The organism is Lachnoanaerobaculum sp. (assembly GCF_057250505.1).
Window position 1 is genome coordinate 29,459 of the sequence record NZ_DBHIEQ010000005.1, and the last position, 25,146, is coordinate 54,604.

The 25,146-nt window shown below is 36.9% G+C and carries 24 protein-coding genes; all 24 read right to left on the reverse strand.

Features of this window, described 5'->3' with window-relative positions; all coding sequences use genetic code 11:
- On the reverse strand, positions 1 to 3,073 hold a 3,073-nt coding region (gene essC / locus ACO6FI_RS03425), incomplete at its 3' end, for a type VII secretion protein EssC (protein ID WP_485456116.1).
- Positions 3,070 to 4,137 carry a type VII secretion protein EssB/YukC gene (locus tag ACO6FI_RS03430; RefSeq protein WP_485456117.1) on the reverse strand — a complete coding sequence of 356 codons (1,068 nt, stop codon included), beginning with the start codon at positions 4,135 to 4,137 and terminating at the stop codon, positions 3,070 to 3,072. The genes essC and ACO6FI_RS03430, both read right to left, overlap by 4 nt.
- A gap of 1 nt (position 4,138) precedes the next feature.
- On the reverse strand, positions 4,139 to 4,363 hold the full coding sequence (locus ACO6FI_RS03435) for a hypothetical protein (RefSeq protein WP_009445978.1): 225 nt from the start codon (positions 4,361 to 4,363) through the stop codon (positions 4,139 to 4,141).
- A complete protein-coding gene (locus tag ACO6FI_RS03440) occupies positions 4,353 to 4,742 on the reverse strand; it encodes a hypothetical protein (protein ID WP_274970043.1) in 390 nt (129 codons plus the stop codon). The genes ACO6FI_RS03435 and ACO6FI_RS03440 overlap by 11 nt, the downstream gene beginning before the upstream one ends.
- An 18-nt stretch (positions 4,743 to 4,760) precedes the next feature.
- Positions 4,761 to 6,878 carry a YhgE/Pip domain-containing protein gene (locus tag ACO6FI_RS03445; RefSeq protein ID WP_485456118.1) on the reverse strand — a complete coding sequence of 706 codons (2,118 nt, stop codon included), beginning with the start codon at positions 6,876 to 6,878 and terminating at the stop codon, positions 4,761 to 4,763.
- A gap of 65 nt (positions 6,879 to 6,943) precedes the next feature.
- The gene (locus tag ACO6FI_RS03450; protein ID WP_485456119.1) at positions 6,944 to 8,860 is read right to left on the reverse strand and encodes an Mbeg1-like protein; all 1,917 of its coding nucleotides are present in this window, start codon (positions 8,858 to 8,860) and stop codon (positions 6,944 to 6,946) included.
- Positions 8,850 to 9,596: a hypothetical protein gene (locus ACO6FI_RS03455; protein WP_485456120.1), complete on the reverse strand. Its 747-nt coding sequence runs from the start codon at positions 9,594 to 9,596 to the stop codon at positions 8,850 to 8,852. Before ACO6FI_RS03455 ends, ACO6FI_RS03450 begins: the two co-directional genes overlap by 11 nt.
- A 101-nt stretch (positions 9,597 to 9,697) precedes the next feature.
- Complete coding sequence (locus tag ACO6FI_RS03460; RefSeq protein WP_007595772.1) at positions 9,698 to 9,988, reverse strand: WXG100 family type VII secretion target; 291 nt, start codon at positions 9,986 to 9,988, stop codon at positions 9,698 to 9,700.
- A 231-nt stretch (positions 9,989 to 10,219) separates the two neighbouring features.
- Entirely contained in the window at positions 10,220 to 10,969 is a 750-nt protein-coding gene (locus ACO6FI_RS03465) for a hypothetical protein (RefSeq protein ID WP_485456121.1), read from the reverse strand.
- A gap of 101 nt (positions 10,970 to 11,070) precedes the next feature.
- Positions 11,071 to 11,208: a hypothetical protein gene (locus tag ACO6FI_RS03470; RefSeq protein ID WP_485456122.1), complete on the reverse strand. Its 138-nt coding sequence runs from the start codon at positions 11,206 to 11,208 to the stop codon at positions 11,071 to 11,073.
- A gap of 403 nt (positions 11,209 to 11,611) precedes the next feature.
- The gene (locus ACO6FI_RS03475) at positions 11,612 to 13,078 is read right to left on the reverse strand and encodes a Y-family DNA polymerase (RefSeq protein WP_485456123.1); all 1,467 of its coding nucleotides are present in this window, start codon (positions 13,076 to 13,078) and stop codon (positions 11,612 to 11,614) included.
- Positions 13,071 to 13,616, reverse strand: a complete 546-nt coding sequence (locus ACO6FI_RS03480; RefSeq protein WP_485456186.1) for a prolyl-tRNA synthetase associated domain-containing protein — start codon at positions 13,614 to 13,616, stop codon at positions 13,071 to 13,073. Before ACO6FI_RS03480 ends, ACO6FI_RS03475 begins: the two co-directional genes overlap by 8 nt.
- 4 nt (positions 13,617 to 13,620) lie before the next feature.
- Positions 13,621 to 14,370 (reverse strand): peroxide stress protein YaaA, encoded by a 750-nt coding sequence (gene yaaA, locus ACO6FI_RS03485; protein WP_485456124.1) that lies wholly within the window; start codon positions 14,368 to 14,370, stop codon positions 13,621 to 13,623.
- The gene (gene bcp / locus ACO6FI_RS03490; RefSeq protein WP_485456125.1) at positions 14,367 to 14,822 is read right to left on the reverse strand and encodes a thioredoxin-dependent thiol peroxidase; all 456 of its coding nucleotides are present in this window, start codon (positions 14,820 to 14,822) and stop codon (positions 14,367 to 14,369) included. The genes yaaA and bcp overlap by 4 nt, the downstream gene beginning before the upstream one ends.
- A 10-nt stretch (positions 14,823 to 14,832) precedes the next feature.
- Positions 14,833 to 16,299, reverse strand: coding sequence for a xylulokinase (gene xylB / locus ACO6FI_RS03495; protein WP_485456126.1), 1,467 nt, complete (start codon positions 16,297 to 16,299; stop codon positions 14,833 to 14,835).
- A gap of 369 nt (positions 16,300 to 16,668) precedes the next feature.
- The gene (locus ACO6FI_RS03500) at positions 16,669 to 17,091 is read right to left on the reverse strand and encodes a threonine/serine exporter family protein (RefSeq protein WP_009447274.1); all 423 of its coding nucleotides are present in this window, start codon (positions 17,089 to 17,091) and stop codon (positions 16,669 to 16,671) included.
- 7 nt (positions 17,092 to 17,098) lie between these two features.
- Entirely contained in the window at positions 17,099 to 17,869 is a 771-nt protein-coding gene (locus ACO6FI_RS03505; protein ID WP_485456127.1) for a threonine/serine exporter family protein, read from the reverse strand.
- A 62-nt stretch (positions 17,870 to 17,931) separates the two neighbouring features.
- Complete coding sequence (gene uvrB, locus ACO6FI_RS03510) at positions 17,932 to 19,899, reverse strand: excinuclease ABC subunit UvrB (protein ID WP_485456128.1); 1,968 nt, start codon at positions 19,897 to 19,899, stop codon at positions 17,932 to 17,934.
- Positions 19,900 to 19,996: 97 nt separating this feature from the next.
- The gene (locus tag ACO6FI_RS03515) at positions 19,997 to 20,941 is read right to left on the reverse strand and encodes a LysR family transcriptional regulator (RefSeq protein WP_485456129.1); all 945 of its coding nucleotides are present in this window, start codon (positions 20,939 to 20,941) and stop codon (positions 19,997 to 19,999) included.
- A gap of 186 nt (positions 20,942 to 21,127) precedes the next feature.
- Complete coding sequence (locus ACO6FI_RS03520; RefSeq protein ID WP_485456130.1) at positions 21,128 to 21,997, reverse strand: DMT family transporter; 870 nt, start codon at positions 21,995 to 21,997, stop codon at positions 21,128 to 21,130.
- Positions 21,990 to 23,378 carry an MATE family efflux transporter gene (locus ACO6FI_RS03525; RefSeq protein WP_485456131.1) on the reverse strand — a complete coding sequence of 463 codons (1,389 nt, stop codon included), beginning with the start codon at positions 23,376 to 23,378 and terminating at the stop codon, positions 21,990 to 21,992. Before ACO6FI_RS03525 ends, ACO6FI_RS03520 begins: the two co-directional genes overlap by 8 nt.
- Positions 23,379 to 23,401: 23 nt before the next feature.
- Complete coding sequence (locus ACO6FI_RS03530) at positions 23,402 to 24,127, reverse strand: phosphatase (protein ID WP_485456132.1); 726 nt, start codon at positions 24,125 to 24,127, stop codon at positions 23,402 to 23,404.
- Between the two features lies 1 nt (position 24,128).
- Positions 24,129 to 24,353, reverse strand: coding sequence for a hypothetical protein (locus tag ACO6FI_RS03535; protein ID WP_009447262.1), 225 nt, complete (start codon positions 24,351 to 24,353; stop codon positions 24,129 to 24,131).
- Positions 24,354 to 24,423: 70 nt separating this feature from the next.
- Positions 24,424 to 25,146 (reverse strand): translation elongation factor Ts (gene tsf / locus ACO6FI_RS03540; protein WP_485456133.1); only part of this gene is annotated, 723 nt, incomplete at its 5' end.

Sequence of the window (25,146 nt, forward strand, 5' to 3'; positions counted from 1 at the left end):
CAAGAATCCTTACAAGCTTTGTCAGCTTTTCCTCATCTTCAAAACTTATATAATCTGCCGTCTGTGGCAACTCTTTTAATTGTATAAGACTTGAATTACCAAAGTCCAAGATATAATAATGCAGACTCTCCGTTCTGTTTTTAAAGGCTAATGTCATGGCTATATTAGTTAGGAAAACAGACTTTCCGACACCTTGTGAACCGAATATAACGATATTTCCGTCTGTTAAAAAATCATGGATAAATTCTATCTGACTCTGGTTTTGCGGTATATCCACAATACCTGTTTCCGCCATAATATCAAGCTTATCATCCACAGTCTTCAATACTTCTTTATCTATATGCTTATTTACTATAACTTCAGGTAGTGACGGTAACCATGTTTTATCTACAGATACATATTCACCTTCATTATAAACATCTCTTATATATTCAACCACTGCCGCAAGTTGTGTGGTATTTGCCTTATTGTCCGAAGTATTATTATCTTCACTTATAAGTTCTCTTTGCCCCAGACTGTTTATTCTGTAAACTCTTCTGTCAAATCCTTCCCCTTCCGTCTCTTCATCAAAATATGCACCGCTGAAAGCAGATTGAAAAAGCTCATAAACCTCATTATTACCGACTTGTAGGTATGCACGACCGGGATTGGTTATCTGTGCGGCATCCGGAGTCTTTATCACTTCTTTACTGTCTGCCACATCTTGAACTTTCAGCGCAAGCTTAAACTTTGAATTGCTCCAAATCTGGTCATCTACAATACCTGACGGTTTTTGTGTGGCCAATATAAGGTGTACACCCAAACTTCTACCTATTCTGGAGGTTGAAACCAGCTCCGCCATAAACTCAGGCTGTTCATGTTTCAACTCTGCGAATTCATCTGAAATAAGCAACAAATGTGGCAATGGTATAGCTACTTTTCCTGACTTATACAATTTTGTATAATCATTTATATTATTAACTCCTGATTCATTGAATATTCGCTGTCTTCTACTAAGTTCACTTTTAATAGAAGCCAAAGCTCTCATGCTCTCACTACCGTCAAGGTTTGTAATTGTTCCCAGTAAATGAGGTAAATCTCTAAACAAATTTGCCATTCCTCCACCTTTATAATCTATCAGTAAAAATCCGATATCTTCAGGTGAAAAATTTACAGACAGTGATAATATAATTGTTTGTAATATCTCAGACTTTCCGGAGCCCGTAGTACCGGCCACAAGTCCGTGCGGTCCGTGTGCCTTTTCATGCAGGTTTAAATATACTATATCATCTTTTGCTCTTACACCCACTTGAGTTGCCATGGACTTATAAATACAGGCTTCTTCCCACCTTTTTCTTATATTAAGTTCGTCCAATCTCTTAATACTAAACATTTCAAAAAAACTGATACTGTCAGGTATTTGACTGAATACCCCTTTGACATGCTTTAATCCTGAGAGTCTTCTGGCTTGTTTTTCCATATCTGTACCTTTTATATCATACAGCTTTATATCCTTATTCATGAGGAAGCCTTGATTAAGCACTATCTTCGCATATTCATTTCCATCCACCTTGATAACAGTCTTTATATAATCAGGCAGACTCTCCTGCTTGGCTGCACTGTATACCAGAGAAAATCCGAGTTTTTCACCACTCATTTGTAAATATTCCATTATACTGTGATTCACTACAAATATCGGCTCATCTAATATAAATACAAAATGTGGTGAAAACCTAAGTTCCTTTCTCTCTTCTTCCAACTTCATTTTTCGCTCTTTTAAAATGGTAGTTAGAGTTGCCAATACAAGCTCCGCATGATTGCCTGTAGATATAAGTGTACTCACATTTACACCATGTAGTCTAAGATGTGGATACCAAAACAAATTTGAAAAGACTTTACCTCCGTCCTCATTTGTTATAAGTATAATTTCCAAATCATGATAACTGTGAAAAAAGCAAAGCTGACTTATTATTGCCTTTTGCAGCTCATATACATACTTTCTTTCTCCTACCAATCCAAGGTGTGTCTTTTTAAGATCTATAACATATGGAAGATTTTCTATTATAGAAAACTCTTTTCCCAGTTTCAGCATTTCTTCATACAATGCTTCACCTGAATTTTCCATATTCTCTTCATATTTTACTTGAAACAAAGGCTTCATATCAGAAGTACCTACTGATATATTGAGGAAATCTATATCATTGGAATCTCTTTCATAAATTCTGTTGGAATAATTATCACAAAGTGTCTCTATAGCTTTCATATCCGGATAATTAAATTTTAACGACTCTATCTGTTTTTTTCTAAGTCTGTATAAACTTCCTCGCTTATTCAACAAATACTTATTGTAGTTATCGGTTCTTTCTTTTTCCTGATTTTTCCTCTCCTTAACACTTTGTATACCTGTAACTATAGATACAACTATTGTAGCAACCATCATTCCTGCCGACATAAGTATGAATATACCTCTTTTTAACAGTATACCTACTCCTACAGTAATCGCTAATGTTAGAGCCGGTGCGGCAATCCTTTTTAATATAGCATTCTTATCTTTGGCAGGCTTGTTTGGAGGTCTCTTTATCTCTACAGACTCCGCCTGCATGTCCATATATATTCTTGGCGATCTTCTATACTCACTTTCAAGCTTATCATACAAATTTATATTCAAAGACTGATTCAAACTTGAATTCAGTATATTTCCTGTTATTGATATTTTCTCTTTGCAATAGTCGACTTTTACACCTGATATAAAAATACTGTCGCCTTCAAAAAGTTCATATGCTCCATTCTCACATATTGCTCCGTTAATATACACACTGCCATATATGACTTTTAAAGTTCCGTCACAAATAACGACCAATATCTTTTTATCGGCTTTAATTAAAATATCACAAAACTCATCTGTACCTATCTTTAATATTTTTTGATCATACTTATAATCAGTTTTACTCGTATTCAACAAAAAAAATCCGATATCACCACCCGATATTCCATAATCAGATGCAAGTTCTATAGCTTTATTTTTATCAATATCATCTTTATCATATGAAATCTCAATACACTTTTTATTATTATAAAGGATCAATGTATTCATTCTTGCTTATTTACCCCCATTGATTCACTCAACTCTTTTATCTTTTTATCCAAATCACTTATAGCACTCTCTTTTTCTTCTCCTGTTATAGTTACGTCGGCTTTTAGATATGCACTATGCTTGATATATGTGAATAACAAAAATTCATTGTTACCTATCTTCTTTGCAATATCCTCTGCCGTATCAAATTCACATCTTCCAAGTGCTATCCAAAAATCAAATATATTTGTATCTATATTAATATCGGTATACTCAAGTAAATTATCTCTTTGCTCGGTAGTCAAACCTTCCGTAAATATATATGATCTTGCCAATATATACTTCACATCCTTCGGAAGCTTTTCAATTTTTATACTCTGTAGAGTGTCTTCAACCTTTATATAATCTGAACTCATATAACTTCCATAGGCTGTTATCAGCTTTTCTTTATACGGCAATCTTACAAATTGTACAAAAATACCATAAACAAGTATTCCCACAGCTATAAGAGCTGTAATCGGTATTGAAAGTTTTAATTTCTTGTATTCTGACTTCTTTACCTGCACCTTAGTATTAATGTTTGTTTCTCTCTCTTTTAAATATCTTTTCAGCAGTTCTTCTTTCAAACTTTTTGTATCATCTATGTTTTTTATAAAACTCTTTTCAGGAACCTTTGCACTTCCACCGATATACTGTTCAAAAGTATATTTATTGTAGAGTACGCTTGAAACAAGTGCTTTATATTGAATATAGAAATCAGACTCTTTAGTTCTTTTGTCTCTAATAAGAATTTTCGGTACAAGATTTATGTCATATACTATATTTGAAGGTGAAAGGCAAAAGCAGTATTCCTCACTTAATTCCTCTATATCCGCTATATTAACCAAAAGCCTGTACTTCTCTTCTTTACTAAGTACGTCTACTGTTTCAAACCCATATAGTCCTTCATCATCAAACTTGAATATACACTCATCATCCGTCTCTTCCATTTCACAATCCAATAAATGTTTATTCTCATTTGCCAAAAGAAATCTGATTTCTTTTTCAATATTTAAATCAATATTTTTTACTTTTATTTCAATCATGTCATCTCCTTACCGCCACTAATCTGTCACCGTTTTTTATATTTTCCTCTTCCAATGTTTTATACGCACTTATCATCCTTTGTTGCATACATGAGAGGTAGTAGTCGGAGAGTAAATCTTTTCTTATCCCAAGGACGTCTTTTGTGACCTCACCTATGCACTGCTTGCTGTTCATACTTAAATCTATTTTTTTATCATCTATTTGTAGTGTAAAATCAATGTGCATGCTGTTTCCTCTTTCCATGATTCAATGCAAAAAGAAGCCCAATGCTTCCCATAAATATTAAAAATATTATAGAAAATATTGGACTTATAGTTTTTTCATCTTTATATGTCAAATTGTAATAGTCTGCCTTTGAGGTGAAAATATTAAGTTCTCTCATCTCTCGCTGTACAAGCTCCTTAGGTAACTGTTCATCATTGACGGTAAATGTTAAATTATTTATAAGCTCGTCATATCTTCTATTCTTATCAAGCTCCCGATTTTCAAGTTTTTCCCTACTTTCTTTGGTCAAAATATTGATATCGGGATACTGATCCGTAAGGGCCGCTTTATTACTTTGGTCCCTTACCTTAAGAACATTAGTATCCAAATCCAGTTGCATAAATTACCTCTTTTAGGCTTAATCTTCTTTTTCCTCTCTTTTAAACAATATATTTATCACCAGTGCTATCAATACAATAAAGCTTATCGTTCCGACAGATATAGCACCTTTTGTATATTTATTATCTAAGATGCTTTTCTTCTTTGACGGCATATTGTACATATAGTCGCTTTGTACTTCTATATTGCTGTCATCATTCGGTGATATCTCTACCGGACTTGATATAAAGTCATACGCATCTTTATTTCCTATACTTCCAAGTCTTGTATATGAAAGTTTATCTGAAAAATCACTCATAAGCTCACTGTTCTTTGACTTTGTGTCTTCCTTTTTACTTCTAAGTGCGTTTACCACGTCTACTACGTTCTTCATTGTAGTGTCGTAAGCTTTACCTATACTTTCATCATACAGTCTGATATTCTCATCACTTAATCTCATGATGTCATAGACCTGCTTCTCATCGTCCGTCTGTTTATCTCTAAACTCTGAAAATGCGATATTTGCACTTCTCTCCAGTTCATTTGCAGCTCTTGACATATAGCTGTCATTCAGATGTGCATATGGATTGTAGTCATCCAGCAAATCCATATATCTTCTTTGCACCTCGTTAAACTCCCCTGATTTATCATTTACCTCTGCTGACAGACTTGATACCGAGTTATCTATAACATCTTCTATATCATTCCTAAAAACTTCATTCAGTTCCTCTATCGGGAAATTTAATGTCGTTTTTATTGTATTAAAATCCGCATCAGCTGCCGTACCCAGTCCTGTCAAGTATGTATTTGACCCGACAAAAGGATTCATCGTTACATTAAATGTAGGCACAATATTATCACGCATTCTGCTTACCGCATTTGACATTGTTGCTGTATTTATACCTTCGCGCATGATTGCATCTGAAGCTGTAGCAAGCCTTGACAGAAGATAACCTCTCTCCTCTGTATCCATAACAAGTTCGTGTCTTATCACATTTTCGATATATCTCCTCATAAGCTCCATACCGCTTCTTTGTATAAATTGATACTCCTCTTCGAATATTCTTCTGTAGCTGTTTTCTATGATACCGCCTATTTCGAGATTAACACGATTACGTAGTGCGTTTGACTCTGATGCAAGATGCACATTCGCCTCTTCCTGCAAGACATTCTTTGTCTGTTCATTCTGTCTCTTAAATATCTCATCAAACATATTAAAAGACGAATTTAACCTGTCATTATGACCGCTTAAAAGTCTTTCAATATTTGTAAATCCGTTTGAATATACACTGTTTCCCGAAGCATCCTTCAGTGGTGTAAGGCTTTCAAAAAATCTCCCAAACCTGTCTGCACCTGTTCTTACTTCTTCCCCTTCTCTCTTTATATTATCAAAGTTTCTTTCATTTTCTTCCTTGGCTTCCCTTAGTTCCCTTGAAAACGAATCAACTATATTTTCATTTTCTATATTATATTTATCCAAATCTATATCTGTAGGCTTAAAATCTATATTATTTTCTTTAACATTCTCATATCTGCCCAATAAACTTTCAGGCGATATGCTGTTTATATTGTCAAGGTCTATACTGTCATTTTTTAGTATTACCTTTGTATTGTCCTGAGCTCTGTGATACTCTTCCAATATTGCACTCACATATATAAATGTTATATTTTCACTTACAACAGATGCAAATGAATTTATATCATTTACAATACTTGCAAGTGATGCGTCATTATTATCCGCATTGACCGTGTATTTTATTGTGGCTTTTTGTGGATCATTGTTTATACTCTCCACCGCCTTTGAAAATGTGGCAGGTATTACTATGTATGCACCATACTTTCCTGATTTTAATCCGTTTCTGGCATCATCCAATCCTGTCATGTTAAAATGTTCATTCGGAAGTGTTATTATCTTCCCGGCATAGTATGCTTTCTTTCCTTTTACCTTTACTCCGTCATCCAAGTTCACTACCGCTATATCTTTAGTAGACACCACTTTATATGACTTATCTGTTTCACTTTTATAGTGGTAATTACTTGCATTACTGTTTTGTGGAGTATCTATATTTACAATAGATCCTAGAATAACACCGCTACACAGCATACATATACTTAAAGCTACCACTATCAGCTTTGTCGACTTTAAAATTTTGTTCATATGCCCTCCTAAAATTATCATTCTATCAAATATTATCAGTTATATCATCACATCTGCATGCCATATCACTTTCCTCCATACATACCGGCTACAAACTTAGCCTCCATAATCTCGCACGAATTGTAGTAGTTTATGACTCTTTCTTTGAATATTTTTCTTGTTTTATTGTTCTTTTCTATAGAGTCCTTTATATCCGTCCATTCTCTAACACTTACTCTCCAAAAACTCAATCTCCTCAAACTGTCTGCAATATCTTCCATTTCAGGCAGTATCCTACCCTCAACCAAGTCATTCATTTCATCAAGTATATTCACAAGTTCTTTTGTTTTGAAATAGTTTATTGCTACTGTTCCAAGGTCGGAGGTGCCGTAGGATTCATACTTCTTTAAATTCTCTAAATCTTCGTCTCTTACTATATCTTGCTCGTTATACTTATCCAACGACCTATTAAACTCATCCCAGTCATTTTTTATATACTCCATAATATACATTATAGTCTTTTGAATATTATTTTTATTTTCTTCTACAAAGTACCGTGCATCATATATTGCCAATAAGATTTTTGTAACTTCACTTTTTCCACCGAATGTCTCCATTATATAATGTACAAGTTCTTTTCCTTCTTCTTGATATAAAGTTTCTACTGTCAATTTACCCAGTATTACTATTCCATTTGTAAAACTTGCAGCCACATCAATCATATCTGATGCTACTTCCAAATTTCTTTTGATTTTATCCGGATTAACTGAGGTAACCCATTCATGTACATATACATATTGTAGAAGACACATTCCGGTAATAGCTACATCTTCTCTATCTTTTTGATTTATCTTCATAAGTTTTTCACTTACTTTTGCTACGAACTTTCCCAATGCACCTTGCTCATATACCTGTGCTATCTTTCCGGTTTTTACATTTATCATTGCAGTAGGCAGATGGTTCCACAATAAGTCTATAATGCTTTCAAGTTTTATCTCCGGTATAAAATATATTTTGTTTTCATCTTTTATGACAGATACTCCCAAAACATTTACATAATCATTATTGGCATGAAATCCATACATCTTATCCTGAATCTCAGCAAATCTCTCCGGTCCAAGAGTCTTTTTCATATATTCTACAAACTCGGGTGAAAAGCCTTGACCGTCTCCGCTTATACATCTGTCTATCACATCCGAATATACCATTGTCACAAGTGTAGCCTCATTACCCCCTTTTGAGTGCCCTGTTACATAAACATTGTCATATTTTTCAAAAACTCCACTCTTTTTTAACGTCTCCATATAATCCAATGCTTCTTCCTGCATTGGGGATGTGTATCTTTTTAACTCAGAATCAAATATTCCATTTATTTTATCTTTTGATACATTCTCCTCTTTTGTAAGTAAAGATGATATTTCCCTTTCCACTCCTAATCTTAGAGCGTCCCATGGCATAACTTTGTCCCTACCGATAATTTCCTTCACTCTATCCCATGTCGCTACAGGTACAAGTCTTGTTTTACCTGTCATAAGTTTAACGATATTGAAAAAAACTTCACTTTTCTCAAGATCCTCCACAAACGCTTTTGCATTATCAATCCGTGACCTGGCAGGTGTTCCTCTAAATGATATATAAATCTGGTCATCTCTTTCAAATGTGCAAGCTTGCATTCCTTTTGGATTATGGTCCTTATTACCATCATCATTATTATCCTGCCAACTCATATTTGATATTTTAGCTTTTCCAAGTTCCGGTCTGTCTTTTAGGATTGCCTCTATTGCCGGGAGATTTTCTTCTATAGCTTTCTTTCTAGACTTATCTTCTTTGCTTAGTTTTCCTTTAATTCCCCCCAATTCTTTTTCCAAGTCTTTAGCATACATAACTATTTCATTTATTTCATCATAATTCTTTAATTTCATTTCATCCAGTGGTAGATATTGTACAATATCATATAACGCTTTTTCCTGCAATTCTTTATCAGTTGGCATATTATTTGCCATATTTTTCATCCCCTTCTAATATCTTTATTTCATCAAATCCAACTTTGTCTACTTTACTATAAAAACTTGAAATTCTATAATAATATTTTTGTTGGTTAAATATATAATCCATTCTGTACTCTTCAAATTTATCAAAGTCTTCCTTTGTAAAATATGTAACCAGTAATCTATTTGTTTGTAAATTTTTATCTAAAAAAATATCGCATACTTTTCTAAAGTCTTTTTCTATATTTTCAGCCTTTTTATATGTAAATATACATGTAATATAGTTTCCTCTATTTACATATGTCATTATATCTGTATCTCTATTGAAGCTATCATCAAGGGAAAAATCATATGGCTGTGTATACACCTTACAATCCCCATATATCGGTTTTACCAGCTCATATATATACTTCTCAAGCTCTTCTTTCTTTAGGTATCCTACATAATTATCATGAAAGGATGTCATACCTCCCTCACTCTCAAAGTCCACTACCACATGCCACTCCGGTTTTGACTTTGGATGTACATACACGCTATCTTCATATACATACTCTCCTTCAAACTTCTCTCCGTATTTTTTCTGCATGTAATACTCCGCTGCATTTATATAATCTAACTCTGTTAACATAGCAATACTCACTCCTCTTTTTACCAGCATATCCCTAAGGAATACAAGTCCAACCACAAAAGCTATTACTGCAATAATACCTATTATTCCTTGTTCATTCTTACTAAGTCTTCTATTCTGCATTTTATACCTTTAAATTCAAAAATACCCATGTATTCATATATCTTAATAAACTAAATAATAACTTATCGATAACATAAATACATGGGCTACAAAACTAACTTCTACTTAAACTTGCTTGCAATCTCTTCATCTAATGCCTGAGTTGCATCTGCCACGTCATCACACTGCTTTGCTATGTCCAGTATCAACTGATCCATTTGATTGAATGAAGGCTGTAATGACTCAAACTGTGCTGCGAAGCTCTCGCTTGCTGCACCTTCCCATTCACCCTGCAATGTGTTTATCAGATTTCTCATAGTGCTAATTACTCTTGAGTACTCCGACTCCGCATTTCTAAACTCGCCTGCTCTTGCATGCATTTGTTCCGGTGTAATCCTAATCTGTCCTGCCATAGAAGTGTCCTCCTTGTGTTTTTTTTAGAACAATTATATTATATTACTTGTTTTATGCAATTTCAATAGTATCTACATTATACTTCTATATTTTTTAATATTTTACCTATATTTCCTTAGCATAAATTCACCCCTCCGATGTAATATCCACTGTTCCTTTAATCCCATCTATAATATACTTACCATTTTCCGGCATTTGTTTTTTACTGAAAGTCTTTATCTGTAGGCCTATCACTTGCCATATCCCTTGTCACCTTCCAATATATCTATCTCATCATCAAAACCTGTTTTATATGCCTTATCATAAAAGCTTGAAATTCTATAGTAAAACTTAAGGCCATTAAATGTGTAAGATATCAATTTTTCTTCAAATTTATCCATATCCTCTTTTGTTATATATGTTACTAGCAACCTATTAGTCTGCAAATCTTTTTCTACAAATATTTCACATGCCTTTCTAAAATCTTCTTCTATATTTTCAGTCTTTTTATCTGTAAATATACAAGTAGTATAGTCACTATTACTTACATACGTCATTATATCTGTATCTTTATTAAAGCTGTCATTAAGTGCAAAACCATATGGATGTGTGTAAACTTTACACTCTCCATATATAGGTTTTACCAGCTCATATATATACTTCTCAAGTTCTTCTTTCTTTAGGTATCCTACATAATTATCACTAAAGTAAGTTAATCCATTTTCACTATAAACTTCTACTACTGCATGCCACTGAGGATTTTCCTTTGGGTGAACGTATATACTGCCCTCGACTATATACTCACCTTCAAACTTCTCTCCATATTTTTTCTGCATATAGTATTCTACTGCATTCATGTAATCTTCTCTTGTTAACATCAAAATGCTCACTCCCCTTTTTACCAGCATATCCCTAAGGAATACAAGTCCAACCACAAAAGCTATTACTGCAATAATACCTATTATTCCTTGTTCATTCTTACTAAGTCTTCTATTCTGCATTTTATACCTTTAAATTCAAAAATACCCATGTATTCATATATCTTAATAAACTAAATAATAACTTATCGATAACATAAATACATTGGTTACAAAACTAACTTCTACTTAAATTTGCTTACAATCTCTTCATCTAATGCCCAAGCTACATCTGTCACGTCATCACAATGCTTTGCTATGCCCGGTATCAACTTATTCATTTGATTGAATGAAGGCTGTAATGACTTAAACAGCGCTGCCATAGAAGAGTCCTAATTGTGTTTTATTTTGTAAACAATTATATTATATTACTTATTTTGTATAATTCCAACAATGTAAACAGTATGCTTCTGTCCTTTTTTATTATTTTATCTATTCTTAATATCTTATAACGATATAATTAAATAATCACCTCGGTATTTTGTAATATTTTATATATATTTATATATTTTATTGTACTAAACTTCATAGTGCAAAATTTTATTTGTTTACTATATTTATAAAAGAGTAATAAGAAAAGTCCACGCAATTATGTTCTGACAAAGTAATTCTTAAACTTATCAGTAACATAAATGCGTGGGCTGTATAAATTTTCTATGGTCTTGTACACCCGGAGTACCCGGTTTTGATAGAAACGACGGAAATCAGGTTTAATGTATCTCTACTTTATTCCTTATGCCCGCCTATCTGCCTGTTTCTATCAAGTGCAGTGCCTTCATCCTTTAGATTCAATCCTTTAAATATTGCATTGTTTCCGAACCTTCTTTTTACTTTAAGTACGGCTTTCATTCTGCTGTTCTCTTTTTCTTCAGAAATGCTGCTTGCTTCCAAAAGATTTCCGATGCAGCCCGCACTGTTTTTATTGCTTATCTCACTTGCCGCTATAGTCAGTCTTCTAAACAAAAGTATCGGATTTGCAAGTCTCTCAAAAAGTTCTTCACTTTTCTTACATATCTCTTTTGTTGAATCGGTATATGATAAAAGATTTATCACGCCATGAGCTCCCTCAGGTATACTTCTTCCATAAAAGTCTTTGGTAATATTGTCGGTGTACTTCTTTGCTATATCAGGGTCTGAAAGGCTCTCTATATCATATCCCAGACTTAGAGTAATCTGCTTTGTCAAAATATCCTTTTCAAGCAATGAGAATGAAAGTCTCTCCGCCATCTCTATCACAATAGTTCTCATCTCATCATAACTGTACGGTCTAAGTAAAACCTGTCCCTCACTGATACTCTTTTTCTCAGGAGTGTATGACTTCACATCCCTTATCTGTGTACTGTCAATTCCCCAGGCATGCTCTATCAGAAAGCTTGCATTCTTACCGAACAGCCTGTACAAAAGATCCATTCCCTCATTCCCTTTGTTTTGTTTCAGACTCTCTCTTGCTATATCTCCCATGGTATATATACCGTACTTAGCCAAAGTTTTTGCGTACCCTCTTCCTACTCTCCAAAAATCTGTGATAGGAGTATGGCTCCAAAGTTGCTCTCGATATGAACTTATACTGAGTTCTCCAATCCTTGCTCCATGCTCATTCGCCTTAGCCTTTTTTGCCACAATGTCCATCGCCACCTTTGCAAGATACATATTTTCACCGATGCCTGCACTTGCAATGATTCCTGTGGTATCAAAGACATCCTTAACCATCATTTCCACAAACTCTACGGCATTATCTGAAATATATCCGCCAAGGTCTATAAATACCTCATCCACCGAGTAGACATATATATCCTCAGGAGAAACATACTTTAAGTATAAGCTCAGTATCTTTGCACTGTATTCCATATACTTTTTCATCCTTGGGATTGCCACCACCACATCGGCTTCAAGTTTCGGATTTTTCCTAAGCTCCGTCAAAGATGAGGACTTGCCTTCAAGTTTTCCTACAAGCTTTTGTTTTCTGTGGTTTATCTCCTGAAGCCTTTTCAACACTTCAAAAAGCCTCGGTCTGCCGGGCACTCCGAAACTTTTCAGTGCGGGGCTTACAGCCAGACATATCGTCTTTGCCGTCCTGCTCTCATCTGCAACCACCAGATTCACATCCATAGGATCAAGATTTCTTTCTCTGCATTCCACAGAGGCATAGAAGGATTTTAAATCAATTGCAACAAATGTCTCTTTCTTATTCATTATCTATTATCTTGGCTTCTTTGTTCAGTGCCGGTACCACTTTATTCAAAAAGTCGTCAGTCGCTATCTTCAATGTAGATGTATTTACACAGGGATGACATCTGATAAAATCGGCTTTTACAACATCTCTGTCTATAACAAGCTTGACAACATCGTCCTTATCATTCATCAGTCCGAGTACACTTACAGACCCTGGAGTTACATCCAAAAACTCCTTCAGATAGTTCTCCTTTGCAAATGAAAGCCTGGACATTTCAAGTTTCTTTGAAACATCCTTTGTCACATATTTTTTATCGCCCGGCATCATAAAGAGAAAAAACTTTGTCTCCTGCCTGTTACAAAGTACTATATTCTTGCAAATCTTTACGCCGAGTGCGCCTTCTATCTCTTTACATTTTTCCATATCCGAGGCCTCGTCATGGTCGACCACTTCGTACTCCACACCGATGCCGTCCAAGAAATCATAGCATCTTTTTTCTTTTTCCTGCCTGTTTTCCATATCAGCAGGTCTGCCCTTGTAAGGTTTTGAAATATACATACTTTTACCGCTGCTCCAATATAAATACATACTTGTTTGCATCCGACAACTCACTGTCAAAAGCGAATCCGAGTCTGTCAAATTTTTTTATATCTTCCTCATTTTGAATATTTTTACCGGCAATAAAATTTACCATCTCACCTCTTGCCATCTTTGCAAGAGTCGCCTTTTGCACCGTTTTGCCGTTTCTTTTTTCGGCAAATATACAGGTGATAAATTTATCATGTTTTGAAAGATACTTCTCTACAGTCTTTGAATACTCCTTTGAAGCCAGATTTATCACCGCTTCATTATTTTGAAACAAACTTTTATAAATCTTATCGCCCCAAAACTCATAAAGATTTTTGTGCTTTCCGATCTCCATCTTTGCCTGCATCTCAAGTCTATAAGGACTCACACCGTCAAATGCCTTAAGTATACCGAAAAAGCCTGAAAGTATATATAAATTCTCTCTTATATATTCAATTGAAGGAATTTCCATCACATTTACAGCCATATATTGATACTGTATACCCTGATATGAAAATATTGCAGGGGTAAGACTCCCCTGCAAATTCATATCTTTAAATCTGTCAAAATTTTCTTTTGCAATCTTTTCATTACATTTCCAAATCTCTTTCATCTCTTCATAAGACTTTTTTCTTATCTCATCCAAAAGAATCAGACTGTAATCAATATATGTAGGTATACTGCTGCCGATATAGCTGTCACTGTTTTCTACCATTGTCTTGGCAGGTGATACTATTATTTTCATCCCAAGCTCTCCAGCATATCGCTCGGATTTTTGGCAGCCTTAACTTTCTCCATGGCCTCTATAATAAATCCCTTTTCATCTATCAGGTATGTAGTCCTTACAACTCCCATGGAAGTCTTTCCGTACAGCTTTTTCTCATGCCATACATCATAAGCCTGTATAACATCCAGCTCAGGGTTTGAAAGCAGTGTAAAAGGTAATGAGTACTTATCTTTGAATTTCTTATGTGATGCCACACTGTCCTTACTTATGCCTACAACCTCTACCCCTTTTTCCGTAAACTGCGGATACAGCTCTCCGAAGCCGCAAGCCTGTGCACTGCATCCCGGAGTATTGTCCTTAGGATAAAAATATAATATAAGTTTCTTACCTTCATAATCTGAAAGATTTCTAACGGTTCCGTTCTCATCCGGCAGTGAAAACTCCGGTGCCTTTGTGCCTATCTTTAACATAAATCCATCCTTATCTAATCTCTTTGAATACATCCTTTAGGGCAGGATATATCTTTTTGAATTTTTGATACTTCTCTTCATATTTTACCACAAGATCGGTCTCAGGTTTTATTTTTTCTTTAATTTTTATTATAGATTTTGCAGCCTTTTCTACGCTTTCATATTCTCCACAGCCTACCGCCGCAAGTATGGCCGCACCGAATCCCGGTCCTTCCTCACTCATAGGTACATCCACCTCTACGTTAAGTATATTGGCCACAAGCCTTTTCCAAAGCGGACTCTTGGCACCTCCGCCGCAGATCATGGTTTTCTCTATCTTGATACCGAGGCTTCTTGCCACTTCAAGTGAATCTCTGAGGGCAAAGGTAACACCTTCAAATACCGCAAGCGTCATATCTTCTCTTTTTGTATCCATTCTCATACCTATAAATGTACCTGCGGCATCAGGATCGTTGTGAGGAGAACGCTCTCCCATAAGATACGGCAAAAAGAAAACATTGTTCTCACCTAGATTGTCTATATTACTTTGTTCCTTTGTAAAGTCCTTTGTCTTTAATATTTCTTCCATCCACCACTTGTTACATGACGCCGCACTGAGCATACAACCCATCAGATGGTAGTTGCCGTCCGCATGAGCAAATGAATGTAGGGCATTAAAGCTGTCCACACCGAAGTTCTTACTTGAGATAAATACGGTTCCTGAAGTTCCAAGGGAAATATTGCAGGCACCTTCACCCACTGTAGCTGTACCTATGGCCGCCGCCGCATTGTCTCCGGCTCCTGCTACTATCTTTATGCCCTCATTAAGTCCAAGTTCTTTTGCAAGCTCAGACTTTATATCTCCTACCGCCTCATAGCTTTCACAAAGCTTCGGCAACATATCCTCGGAAATAGAGCATATATCAATCATTTCCTTTGACCATTTCTTGTTCTTGACATCCAAAAGCAACATACCTGAAGCATCTGAATAATCTGTAGAGAAGTTTCCACTGAGCATATAGCTGATATAATCCTTCGGAAGCATTATTTTTGCAATTTTTGCAAAAATCTCAGGCTCATTATTTTTTACCCAAAGTATCTTAGGTGCGGTAAAACCGGTAAATGCAATATTTGCCGTAAGCTTAGAAAGCTTTTCTTTGCCTATAACATTGTTCAAATAATCGGTTTCCTCAGTACTTCTGCCGTCATTCCAGAGTATTGCAGGCCTTAATACATTGTCATCCTTATCTAAAATCACAAGTCCGTGCATCTGTCCGCCGAAACTTATACCCGCTATCTTTTCATCCGCACAGGCTGCAAGTTCTTTAAGCCCCTCCTTTACCGCCGAAAACCAGTCTGTCGGATTTTGTTCACTCCACCCTGAACGTGGAAAGTAAAGCGGATATTCCTTTGATACGGTTTTTACAAGTTCTCCGTTGCCCTTCATCATCACAAGTTTAAGGGCCGAAGTCCCCAAATCAACACCGATATAATACATACTCAACCTCCGTAAAGATCATTATTCTTATTAAAAAAGTATCAGGGATTGAAGTGTAAATCCCCTCTATCTACCTACTACATTAAGTTTACGGCTATAAAAAGTCAATTGCAATCTTGCTGTTTTTTATGATAAAATTGCTGTCACACCAAGATTTTTACCGTGATTTCTATACTGTCTTCGGTAGAAAAACACCTTGTAAAACAGCTGTTTTATGTGTGTCCGTCTGAGAAGAACACTGTTTGGAGCCTCGTGTCTTTTATTCACAGACACATTTTATGCGGTATTTATGCATATTTATATTTATACATTTTTATGTATTAGGCTTTCAGGCACGCAAAAAGCTCCAAAGTAAGCCCTTGGAGCCTTTTATTTTCTCTTCGGCATATGTAGTTTGAATACGGAGTCTACAAAGAATATCGCAAGTGCTATTGAGCCTGCAATCTTCAATGTCTCATTCATATATGTACTGAGATATGAAGACTCATTTATAAATGCATATGCACATCTGTATATTGAACCTCCCGGAACTATAGGAAGTATACCCGGTATCAAAAAGTTGCTTACCGGCGCCTTCAAGACTCTGGCAAGTATATGCGACATGGTAGCTATACAAAGTGCAGATATGAGTGCATCTATCTCTACCCTATGTCCTATTATATCCACCAGCAGATACACTCCCCAACCTATCATTCCGGTAAGCCCTGCCTGTACCATATATTTTTTCGGCAGCTCTATCATAATGCAAAAGGCCACCACCGCAATAAATGCACCTATTATTTTAAATATCATACACTCCTCACAAAATAACATATGCCAGTGCCACACCTACCGCCACTGCAAAAGCCACCACTCCGGTTTCAAGCATTCTGCTGACTCCTGCCGTATAATCTCCGTTCAATGTATCTCTCATAGCCGTGGTGAATACAACGCCGGGAACTATCGGCATGATTCCGCCTATAATCACAAGATCAATATTTATACCGGGCAGAAAAAACTTCTTAAAGCCTACCGCAGTAAGAGCCATACTGAGTGTGGAAATCATATTTAAGAAAAATGAATTGAAGCCGAAGGGTGTAAGTACCCACTGTGTTACAGCCATCGCAAGTCCCGCTATACCTGCCACCATACAGTCGGTAAAATCTCCTCCAAGCATCATTGTAAAAAACAGTGCCACTCCGACAAAGGAAAGACCGTATAAAATACCTGTAAACTGTCTTACATCCTTTATCTTTTTTATTTCTGAATACGCCTCATATATATCAATTTTACCCGCACTTAATGCTCTTGATACATTGTTGATAAGATATATTCTGTTTATATTTGTAGTCCTGTCAGGTACTCTCTTTGACATGGTGATAAGTCCCTCGTCACTGTCAAGAGTTAATGTGATACCTGTAGCCAAAACAAAAGCGGTATGTGATTCACACTTTGAATAATCAAGTATTCTGTTCATAGTATCTTCCACTCTGCTTATCTCCGCTCCCGCTATAAGCATGGTCTCACCTGCAAGCATAGCTGTCTCCGCCACCACTCTTTCGAGACTCTTTGACACATTTTTTTCTGCCACTTTTATTCTCCGTTATATTTTATATTAAAGCCTGAAGTTTCTCAAAAACTTTCCGGCTTTATTTACAGACTTGCACGAAGTTCACTTACTTTGTCACGCAAAAGTGCCGCATTTTCAAAATCAAGCTCCGCCGCAGCCTTAAACATCTTTTTCTCAAGCTCTTTTATAAGTTTTTGTATCTCCGTCTTGTCCATAGACTCAACATCCTTATCAATAGACGAAACACTGTCTGCCGCCTTTGATATTGCTATAAGATCTCTGACCGCCTTCTTTATGGTAGTCGGAGTGATACCGTGTTCCTTATTATAAGCTTCCTGTATACCTCTTCTTCTGTAGGTCTCGTCAATAGCCGCCTTCATTGAATCGGTCATATTGTCGGCATACATTATCACATGTCCGTCGGCGTTTCTTGCCGCTCTTCCTATAGTCTGTATCAGTGAAGTCTCACTTCTTAAAAATCCCTCCTTATCCGCATCAAGTATCGCAACCAAAGTAATCTCAGGTATATCAAGTCCCTCTCTCAAAAGGTTGATACCTACCAGAACATCGAACTTGTCAAGTCTCATATCCCTGATAATCTCGGCTCTCTCCAAAGTATCGATATCCGAGTGAAGATATCTAACTCTTATACCCACTTCCTTCATATATTCGGTAAGGTCTTCCGCCATTCTTTTTGTAAGTGTAGTGATAAGAATTTTGTTCTTTTTTTCAATTTCTTTATTCACCTCACCTATCAGATCATCTATCTGACCTTCTACAGGTCTGACACTTATAGGCGGGTCCAACAAACCGGTAGGTCTTATAATCTGCTCTGTTCTAAGCATCTCATGCTCTTTTTCATATACGCTCGGTGTCGCGGAAACAAAAAGCATCTGATCTATCTTTGATTCAAACTCCGAAAACTCCAAAGGTCTGTTATCAAGTGCCGAAGGCAGTCTGAAGCCGTAGTTGACCAAGGTCGTCTTTCTTGACCTGTCTCCTGCATACATTCCTCTGACCTGCGGTATTGTGATATGTGACTCATCTACAATGATAAGAAAATCGTCCTTAAAGTAGTCTATAAGTGTGTATGGCGGTTCTCCCGGTGCAGAACCTGTGAGATGTCTTGAATAGTTTTCTATTCCCGAACAAAAGCCCGTCTCTCTCATCATTTCCACATCAAAATGCGTTCTCTCATCAATCCTCTGAGCCTCTATAAGCTTATCCTCAGATTTGAAGAAACTTACTCTCTCTTCACACTCTTTCAGTATGTTTTCAGTAGCCACTTTCATCTTCTCCGGTGCCACCACATAGTGTGATGCCGGGAATATCACGGCATGCGCAAGTTCCGCTATAATATTTCCCGTAAGCGTATCTATCTCAAGTATTTTGTCCACTTCATCACCGAAAAATTCAAATCTTAATGCTGTAGATGTGGATGCGGCCGGAAATACTTCAAGTACATCTCCTCTCACACGAAAAGTACCGCGGTGAAAATCCATATCATTTCTGTCATACTGCATATCAATAAGCTTCCTGATGACATCATCTCTGTCTCTTTCCATTCCCGGCCTTAAAGATACCACCATCTCCTGATAATCTATAGGGCTTCCAAGTCCGTATATACATGAGACCGAAGCAACTATAATAACATCCTTTCTCTCTGAAAGTGATGCGGTTGCGGAGTGTCTCAGCTTATCTATCTCATCATTTATTGCCGAATCTTTCTCAATGTATGTATCTGTAGACGGTACATATGCCTCCGGTTGATAATAGTCGTAGTAAGAAACGAAGTATTCCACCGCATTCTCAGGGAAAAACTCCTTGAACTCACCGTACAGCTGTGCCGCCAATGTCTTGTTATGTGCTATTATCAGTGTGGGCTTTTGTAACTTCTGAATAACATTTGCCATTGTAAAGGTCTTACCCGAACCTGTGGCACCCAGCAATGTCTGAAACTGATTTCCCTCTCTGAATCCGTTTACAAGTGCCTCTATTGCCTGAGGCTGGTCTCCTGTAGGCAAAAACTCTGAATGTAATTTAAATTCCATTATTTAACCCCTATCTCGTGGCAAACCGCCAACATGAAAAATTATAGCATGAGGCAAAATAAAAGTATAGTATAAAGAACGTCAGTTCAGTGATATCTTACACGCTCATTGCAATATCCTGATACTTATCAACGACCTGTAATACATCCGCCTGTTTTTTCAACAAATTTATAAAGCTTTCCATCTGTCTGTTGACAAACTTGTCCTTTTTGTGCAACACATGATACTTTGCCTTGATATTGAAGTCCTTTATCGGAAGCACCTTAAGCACATCATCTCTTAACTTTTGTTCTATCAAAAATCTCGGCAAAACAGAATATCCCATATTTTTACAAAGCAGCTTGATAATAAGATTTGTATTCTGTGACTCTATACCGGGGCTTATACTCAACCCCAGTTCAGACAGTTTATTCTCCAATATATATCTGTAGCTTGAATTTTTCTCTGTAAGTATACAAGGATATTCCAACACTTCCTTCAAATCTATAGACTTTTTACATGCCAGAGGATGCTTAGCCGATGCACAAAATACCACATCGGTATCCACCTGAATATCTTCCACAAAATCTTTTGCAACATACGGCTTATCCAAAAACAGCATTATATCAATACTGTTGTGCTTCAGTGCATCGAACAATTCAGCCGGTGTGGACACTTTAATTTCCAGTATAACACCGGGATTTTTTTCGTGGTATTCTGCAAGTATCTGCGGAAACAATGTATCACATATGGAATCAACCGTACCTATTCTAAGCTCTCCGCTTATAGGGTCCTCAGACATTATAAGCGACTCCTTCGCCTCTTCATTGAGCATAAGTATCTTTTCGGCATAAGGGTAAAATTGCTTACCGTAATCTGTCAGATGTACCTGCTTTCCAAGTCTGTCAAACAACCTTGTTCCAAGGTCGAACTCCAATTGCTGTATCTGTATTGATACGGCTGCAGGCGAATATCCAAGTATCATAGATGCTTTATAAAAGCTTCCCGACTCCGCTATCTTTACAAAAGTATTTAATTTCTTCAAATCCAAAAAATTCTCCATAATCCCCCTTCTAAATTAAATATTTCTAACTAATTATATCTATTTTATCAGAATAATATATTTAATTTAACATATTTTTATTCTTTCATATAAGCCTACTATACTATATATGTACAAGTATTGCCACAAAAATATTTTGAGATATGTTTTATTTTTAGAATTATATTGGTGCAATAAAAAATCCCCTTAATCAGGGACTTTCTTATTGTTGTATACCCATTTCACTACCGCCATGGATATAATTATTATATAACCTAATAAGCTCATTACATCAGGTACCTGACCTACAAATATAAATCCGAGCAATGCCGAATATATAACCTGCGTATAGTCATATACTGAAATCTCCTTTGCAGGAGCATATGTATAAGCTTTTGTAATACAAATCTGACCGATCATTGCCGAAAAACCCGATCCGATAAGCATCGCAAACTGCGCAGTACTTGGAGTGACAAAATTTATAGCCATAAGCGGTATACAGCATATACTTGAAAATGCCGAGAAGAAAAATACTATAAACATTCCCGTCACTCCGCCTCCGGCCATCTTTCTGACAAGGGCATAAGCCACACCTGCCATAAATCCTCCGAGAACTCCTATCATCGCCACTAAAAATGCAAAGTCCGCACTCGGCTTTACTACAAATATTGCACCTATAAAGGCTACTACCGTAGTGAGGATATCCATCATAACCGGTTTTTCCTGTAGGATTATAAAACTCAACAATATCGCAAAGAAAGGGCTGAGCTTATTCAATATGGAAGCGTCCGCTATATTCATATGGTCAATCGCATAGAAGTTACATATAACTCCTACAAAGCCGCATGATGACCTTAGCAACAACAAAATCCAATTTTTTCTTCCTATATTTTGCCACTTGTAACCGCCTTTTATAAGCATAACAAATGCTACAACAGCCGCCACAAAATTTCTTGAAAATACCTTTTCAAATGTAGGCAGTTCACCTGCCAATCGTACAAAGAGCCCCATCATGGCAAATCCAAATGCGGCTCCAAGTATATACAATATACCTATTCTTTTATTGTAATTATTCATATTTTAATGTTTCTACCGGCTCTCTTTCAGCAAACACCTTTCTTAATCTACTAATGCAGTACATAAATCCCGGGATAAGGAACATATCCGCTACAATCCACGCAAGCGGTGAGCCCATACATGCCGCAACAAAACCGAAGTATTTAACTCCTGCAAAACCTACAATACCTCTGGCAAACATCTCACATACTCCCGAGAGTATTGCAAACATCGGAAATCCCATACCTTGAATGGAATTTCTCCAAACATTGACAAAGATAAGCGCAAAGTAAAATCCCGAGTTCCATAAGAGGAATAATCTCGCCTGACTTATTACATCGCTCTTGCTTGCATCTACGAAAAGCTTCGGCAGCTCTCCGCCTATAAATATCATAAAAACGAATACCAAAACGGCGTATATTATACCTATTATTGTGGCAACTCTTACACCTTCCTTTACTCTGTCAAGTTTACCTGCACCTACGTTTTGACCGCAGTAGGTTGCCATAGTCGCTCCTAGAGCATCTGTTACAGCCACACAGAAGCTGCTTATCTTACTTCCTGCGGTAACGGCAGCCACAGTAATCGCACCCAGTCCGTTCACTGCCGCCTGAAGTATTACGGAACCGATAGCTGTAATCGAGTACTGCAATCCCATCGGTATACCCATAGAAAGTACCACCTTTACATGTCTCATTGACAATGCGCCTTCACCCGGCTCAAGCTTCAGTATATGAAACTTTTTTACCATATATACTACACAGAGTATTCCGGATACAAGCTGTGATACAACTGTAGCATAGGCAGGTCCCGCAACTCCAAGTCCCATAAATTTTATCGAAACGAAGTCAAGGACTATATTCAGCAGTGCAGCCACCACAAGGAAATAAAGCGGTGTCTTTGAATCTCCAAGCGCCCTGATTATACTTGCAGTCAAGTTGTACAAATACATTACAGGTATACCCGCAAAGACAATTATTATATAAGTATATGCATCATCCATTATCTCTGTAGGCGTATTCGTCACTATAAGTATGGTCTTTGTAAACAAACACACTACAGCTGTAAGTACTACTGAAAAGAATATTCCCATATATACCGCATTCATGGTGAATTTTCTCATCTCTTTGTAGTCTTTTGCACCGAATTTTTGTGCCACCGGTATGGCGAAACCTGCCGTATTTCCTATAACAAATCCGTTTACCATAAAGAATATGGCACCTGTGGAACCCACAGCCGCCAATGAATTAACACCCAAATACTTACCTACCATCACCGTGTCCACCATGCTGTAGAACTGCTGGAAGAGTGTTCCTATAAGCATCGGTATTGCAAATGCCAATATAAGTTTTAGAGGGCTGCCACAGGTCATATCTGTGATACTTGTTTTTCTTTTTTCCATAATTCCCTCAATAAGAATATCTTTTACATCTCTTCGATATCTTTATTTAAAATAAGTTTCAGTTTTTCCATGCTGTTGTTTAAAACAAGTTCCTCAGGAAAATCCGATTCTTTCAACAAACCGTCACAATTTTTGAAGTCACCTACATAGTCCGCATAGTGACTGTCGGTATTACATACCACATATGTACCGTATTTTTTGGCGGCTGCAAGCATTTTTGCGGCATTTTCTCTGCCGCCGACTCTTGCAGACCTAGGATTCAATGAAGAGTTGTTAAGTTCAAGTGCAACTCCTCTTTTTGCGGCTTCCTTTGCCAATGCGTCGTGATCCATAGGATATCTTCCGTCATCCGGGTGACCGATTATCTTCACATACGGATTTGACATCGCGCCGAAGTACGCGTTCATATTTTCATCCAAACTGCCGGGATCTATACATATCGTATGCAGACTTGCTATAACATAATCAAGTCTTTTCAGCACATTCTCATCGACATCAAGATTGCCCTTAAAGTCCCTTATATTGGCCTCTACGCCTCTAAGTATAAGAACTCCTTTGTAGTTTCTCGGGATAACCTTAAAGTTCATAAAGTATATATTTTTGCATGAACCGGGAACGGCTTCACTGTGATCTGAAAATCCATATGCTAAAAGGCCTTTGGTCACGGCCTCCTCCATATTTTCCTTTAAGGTGGAGTAGGCGTGACCGCTGGCTATGGTATGCGTATGCAAATCAAATAAATATTTCATATTACTTCTTGAAAAGATCTCCAAGTTTGTCCATTGCACCTGCAATTCCGACCTTTGTAATCTGTGCCTTTACACCGTTTACAACCGCATCAAGCTGTCCGTCAGGAATATCTATACCTGTAAGGTTCTCAATTGTCTTTTCAGGATCACTTGTAAGATTTGCTAAAAGTGCCGGATCCGCCTTTGCCTTATTTATTATATCTGTTACTATTTTTGTTATATCCATTTTTCCTCCTTTGTAAAACTAGAGCCAAGACCTTAACGTCCTTGGCTCTGTTAAAAAAATACTATTTAAATTAGTTACCTGCCATCTGCTTTGCAACTTCCTCTGCAAAGTTCTCGCTCTTCTTCTCAAGACCTTCACCTGTCTCAAATCTTACAAAGCCCTTGATAGAAACCTTAGCATTGTTTGCCTTGGCAACCTCTGCTACATAAGCGGCTACCGACTGCTTACCGTCTGCAGCCTTAACATATGGCTGATCAAGAAGACAAATCTCTTTAAGTTCCTTCTTGATTCTTCCTTCGATCATTCCCATGATAACCTTCTCAGGCTTTGAAGCCTCCTTAGGATCGTTCTTGATCTGAGCTAAGAGAATCTCTCTCTCTCTTGCAAGATAATCAGCATCAACTTCCTTATCTGAAGTATACTTTGGATGAAGTGCTGCAACCTGCATTGCAACATTCTTAGCCATCTCTTTGATATCATCATTCACAACATCACTTACAACGTCTACCAAAACACCAATCTTTCCGCCTGCATGGATATAAGAAACTACACAACCGTCGTTCTCTTCAACCTTTGCAAATCTTCTGATTGTCATGTTCTCGCCGATGATTGAAATCATGCTTGAAAGCTTCTCTGCTACTGTAAGGCTCGGATCAAGCTCCCACTTCTCATTTAAGAACTCTTCTGTAGTGTTTGTGCTTGTCTTTAATGCCTGTGCTGCTACTTCACCTACATAGGTTCTGAACTTCTCGTTCTTTGCAACGAAGTCTGTCTCGGCATTTACTTCAAGTAC

Bases quoted from the DNA above. Each gene is read 5' to 3' on its own strand.
- ACO6FI_RS03430 (WP_485456117.1), bottom strand. From the start codon at position 4,137: ATGATTGAAATAAAAGTAAAAAATATTGATTTAAATATTGAAAAAGAA.
- ACO6FI_RS03435 (WP_009445978.1), bottom strand. From the start codon at position 4,363: ATGCACATTGATTTTACACTACAAATAGATGATAAAAAAATAGATTTA.
- ACO6FI_RS03440 (WP_274970043.1), bottom strand. From the start codon at position 4,742: ATGCAACTGGATTTGGATACTAATGTTCTTAAGGTAAGGGACCAAAGT.
- ACO6FI_RS03445 (WP_485456118.1), bottom strand. From the start codon at position 6,878: ATGAACAAAATTTTAAAGTCGACAAAGCTGATAGTGGTAGCTTTAAGT.
- ACO6FI_RS03450 (WP_485456119.1), bottom strand. From the start codon at position 8,860: ATGGCAAATAATATGCCAACTGATAAAGAATTGCAGGAAAAAGCGTTA.
- ACO6FI_RS03455 (WP_485456120.1), bottom strand. From the start codon at position 9,596: ATGCAGAATAGAAGACTTAGTAAGAATGAACAAGGAATAATAGGTATT.
- ACO6FI_RS03460 (WP_007595772.1), bottom strand. From the start codon at position 9,988: ATGGCAGGACAGATTAGGATTACACCGGAACAAATGCATGCAAGAGCA.
- ACO6FI_RS03465 (WP_485456121.1), bottom strand. From the start codon at position 10,969: ATGCAGAATAGAAGACTTAGTAAGAATGAACAAGGAATAATAGGTATT.
- ACO6FI_RS03470 (WP_485456122.1), bottom strand. From the start codon at position 11,208: ATGGCAGCGCTGTTTAAGTCATTACAGCCTTCATTCAATCAAATGAAT.
- ACO6FI_RS03475 (WP_485456123.1), bottom strand. From the start codon at position 13,078: ATGAATAAGAAAGAGACATTTGTTGCAATTGATTTAAAATCCTTCTAT.
- ACO6FI_RS03480 (WP_485456186.1), bottom strand. From the start codon at position 13,616: ATGTATATTTCAAAACCTTACAAGGGCAGACCTGCTGATATGGAAAAC.
- yaaA (WP_485456124.1), bottom strand. From the start codon at position 14,370: ATGAAAATAATAGTATCACCTGCCAAGACAATGGTAGAAAACAGTGAC.
- bcp (WP_485456125.1), bottom strand. From the start codon at position 14,822: ATGTTAAAGATAGGCACAAAGGCACCGGAGTTTTCACTGCCGGATGAG.
- xylB (WP_485456126.1), bottom strand. From the start codon at position 16,299: ATGTATTATATCGGTGTTGATTTGGGGACTTCGGCCCTTAAACTTGTG.
- ACO6FI_RS03500 (WP_009447274.1), bottom strand. From the start codon at position 17,091: ATGATATTTAAAATAATAGGTGCATTTATTGCGGTGGTGGCCTTTTGC.
- uvrB (WP_485456128.1), bottom strand. From the start codon at position 19,899: ATGGAATTTAAATTACATTCAGAGTTTTTGCCTACAGGAGACCAGCCT.
- ACO6FI_RS03515 (WP_485456129.1), bottom strand. From the start codon at position 20,941: ATGGAGAATTTTTTGGATTTGAAGAAATTAAATACTTTTGTAAAGATA.
- ACO6FI_RS03520 (WP_485456130.1), bottom strand. From the start codon at position 21,997: ATGAATAATTACAATAAAAGAATAGGTATATTGTATATACTTGGAGCC.
- ACO6FI_RS03525 (WP_485456131.1), bottom strand. From the start codon at position 23,378: ATGGAAAAAAGAAAAACAAGTATCACAGATATGACCTGTGGCAGCCCT.
- ACO6FI_RS03530 (WP_485456132.1), bottom strand. From the start codon at position 24,127: ATGAAATATTTATTTGATTTGCATACGCATACCATAGCCAGCGGTCAC.
- ACO6FI_RS03535 (WP_009447262.1), bottom strand. From the start codon at position 24,353: ATGGATATAACAAAAATAGTAACAGATATAATAAATAAGGCAAAGGCG.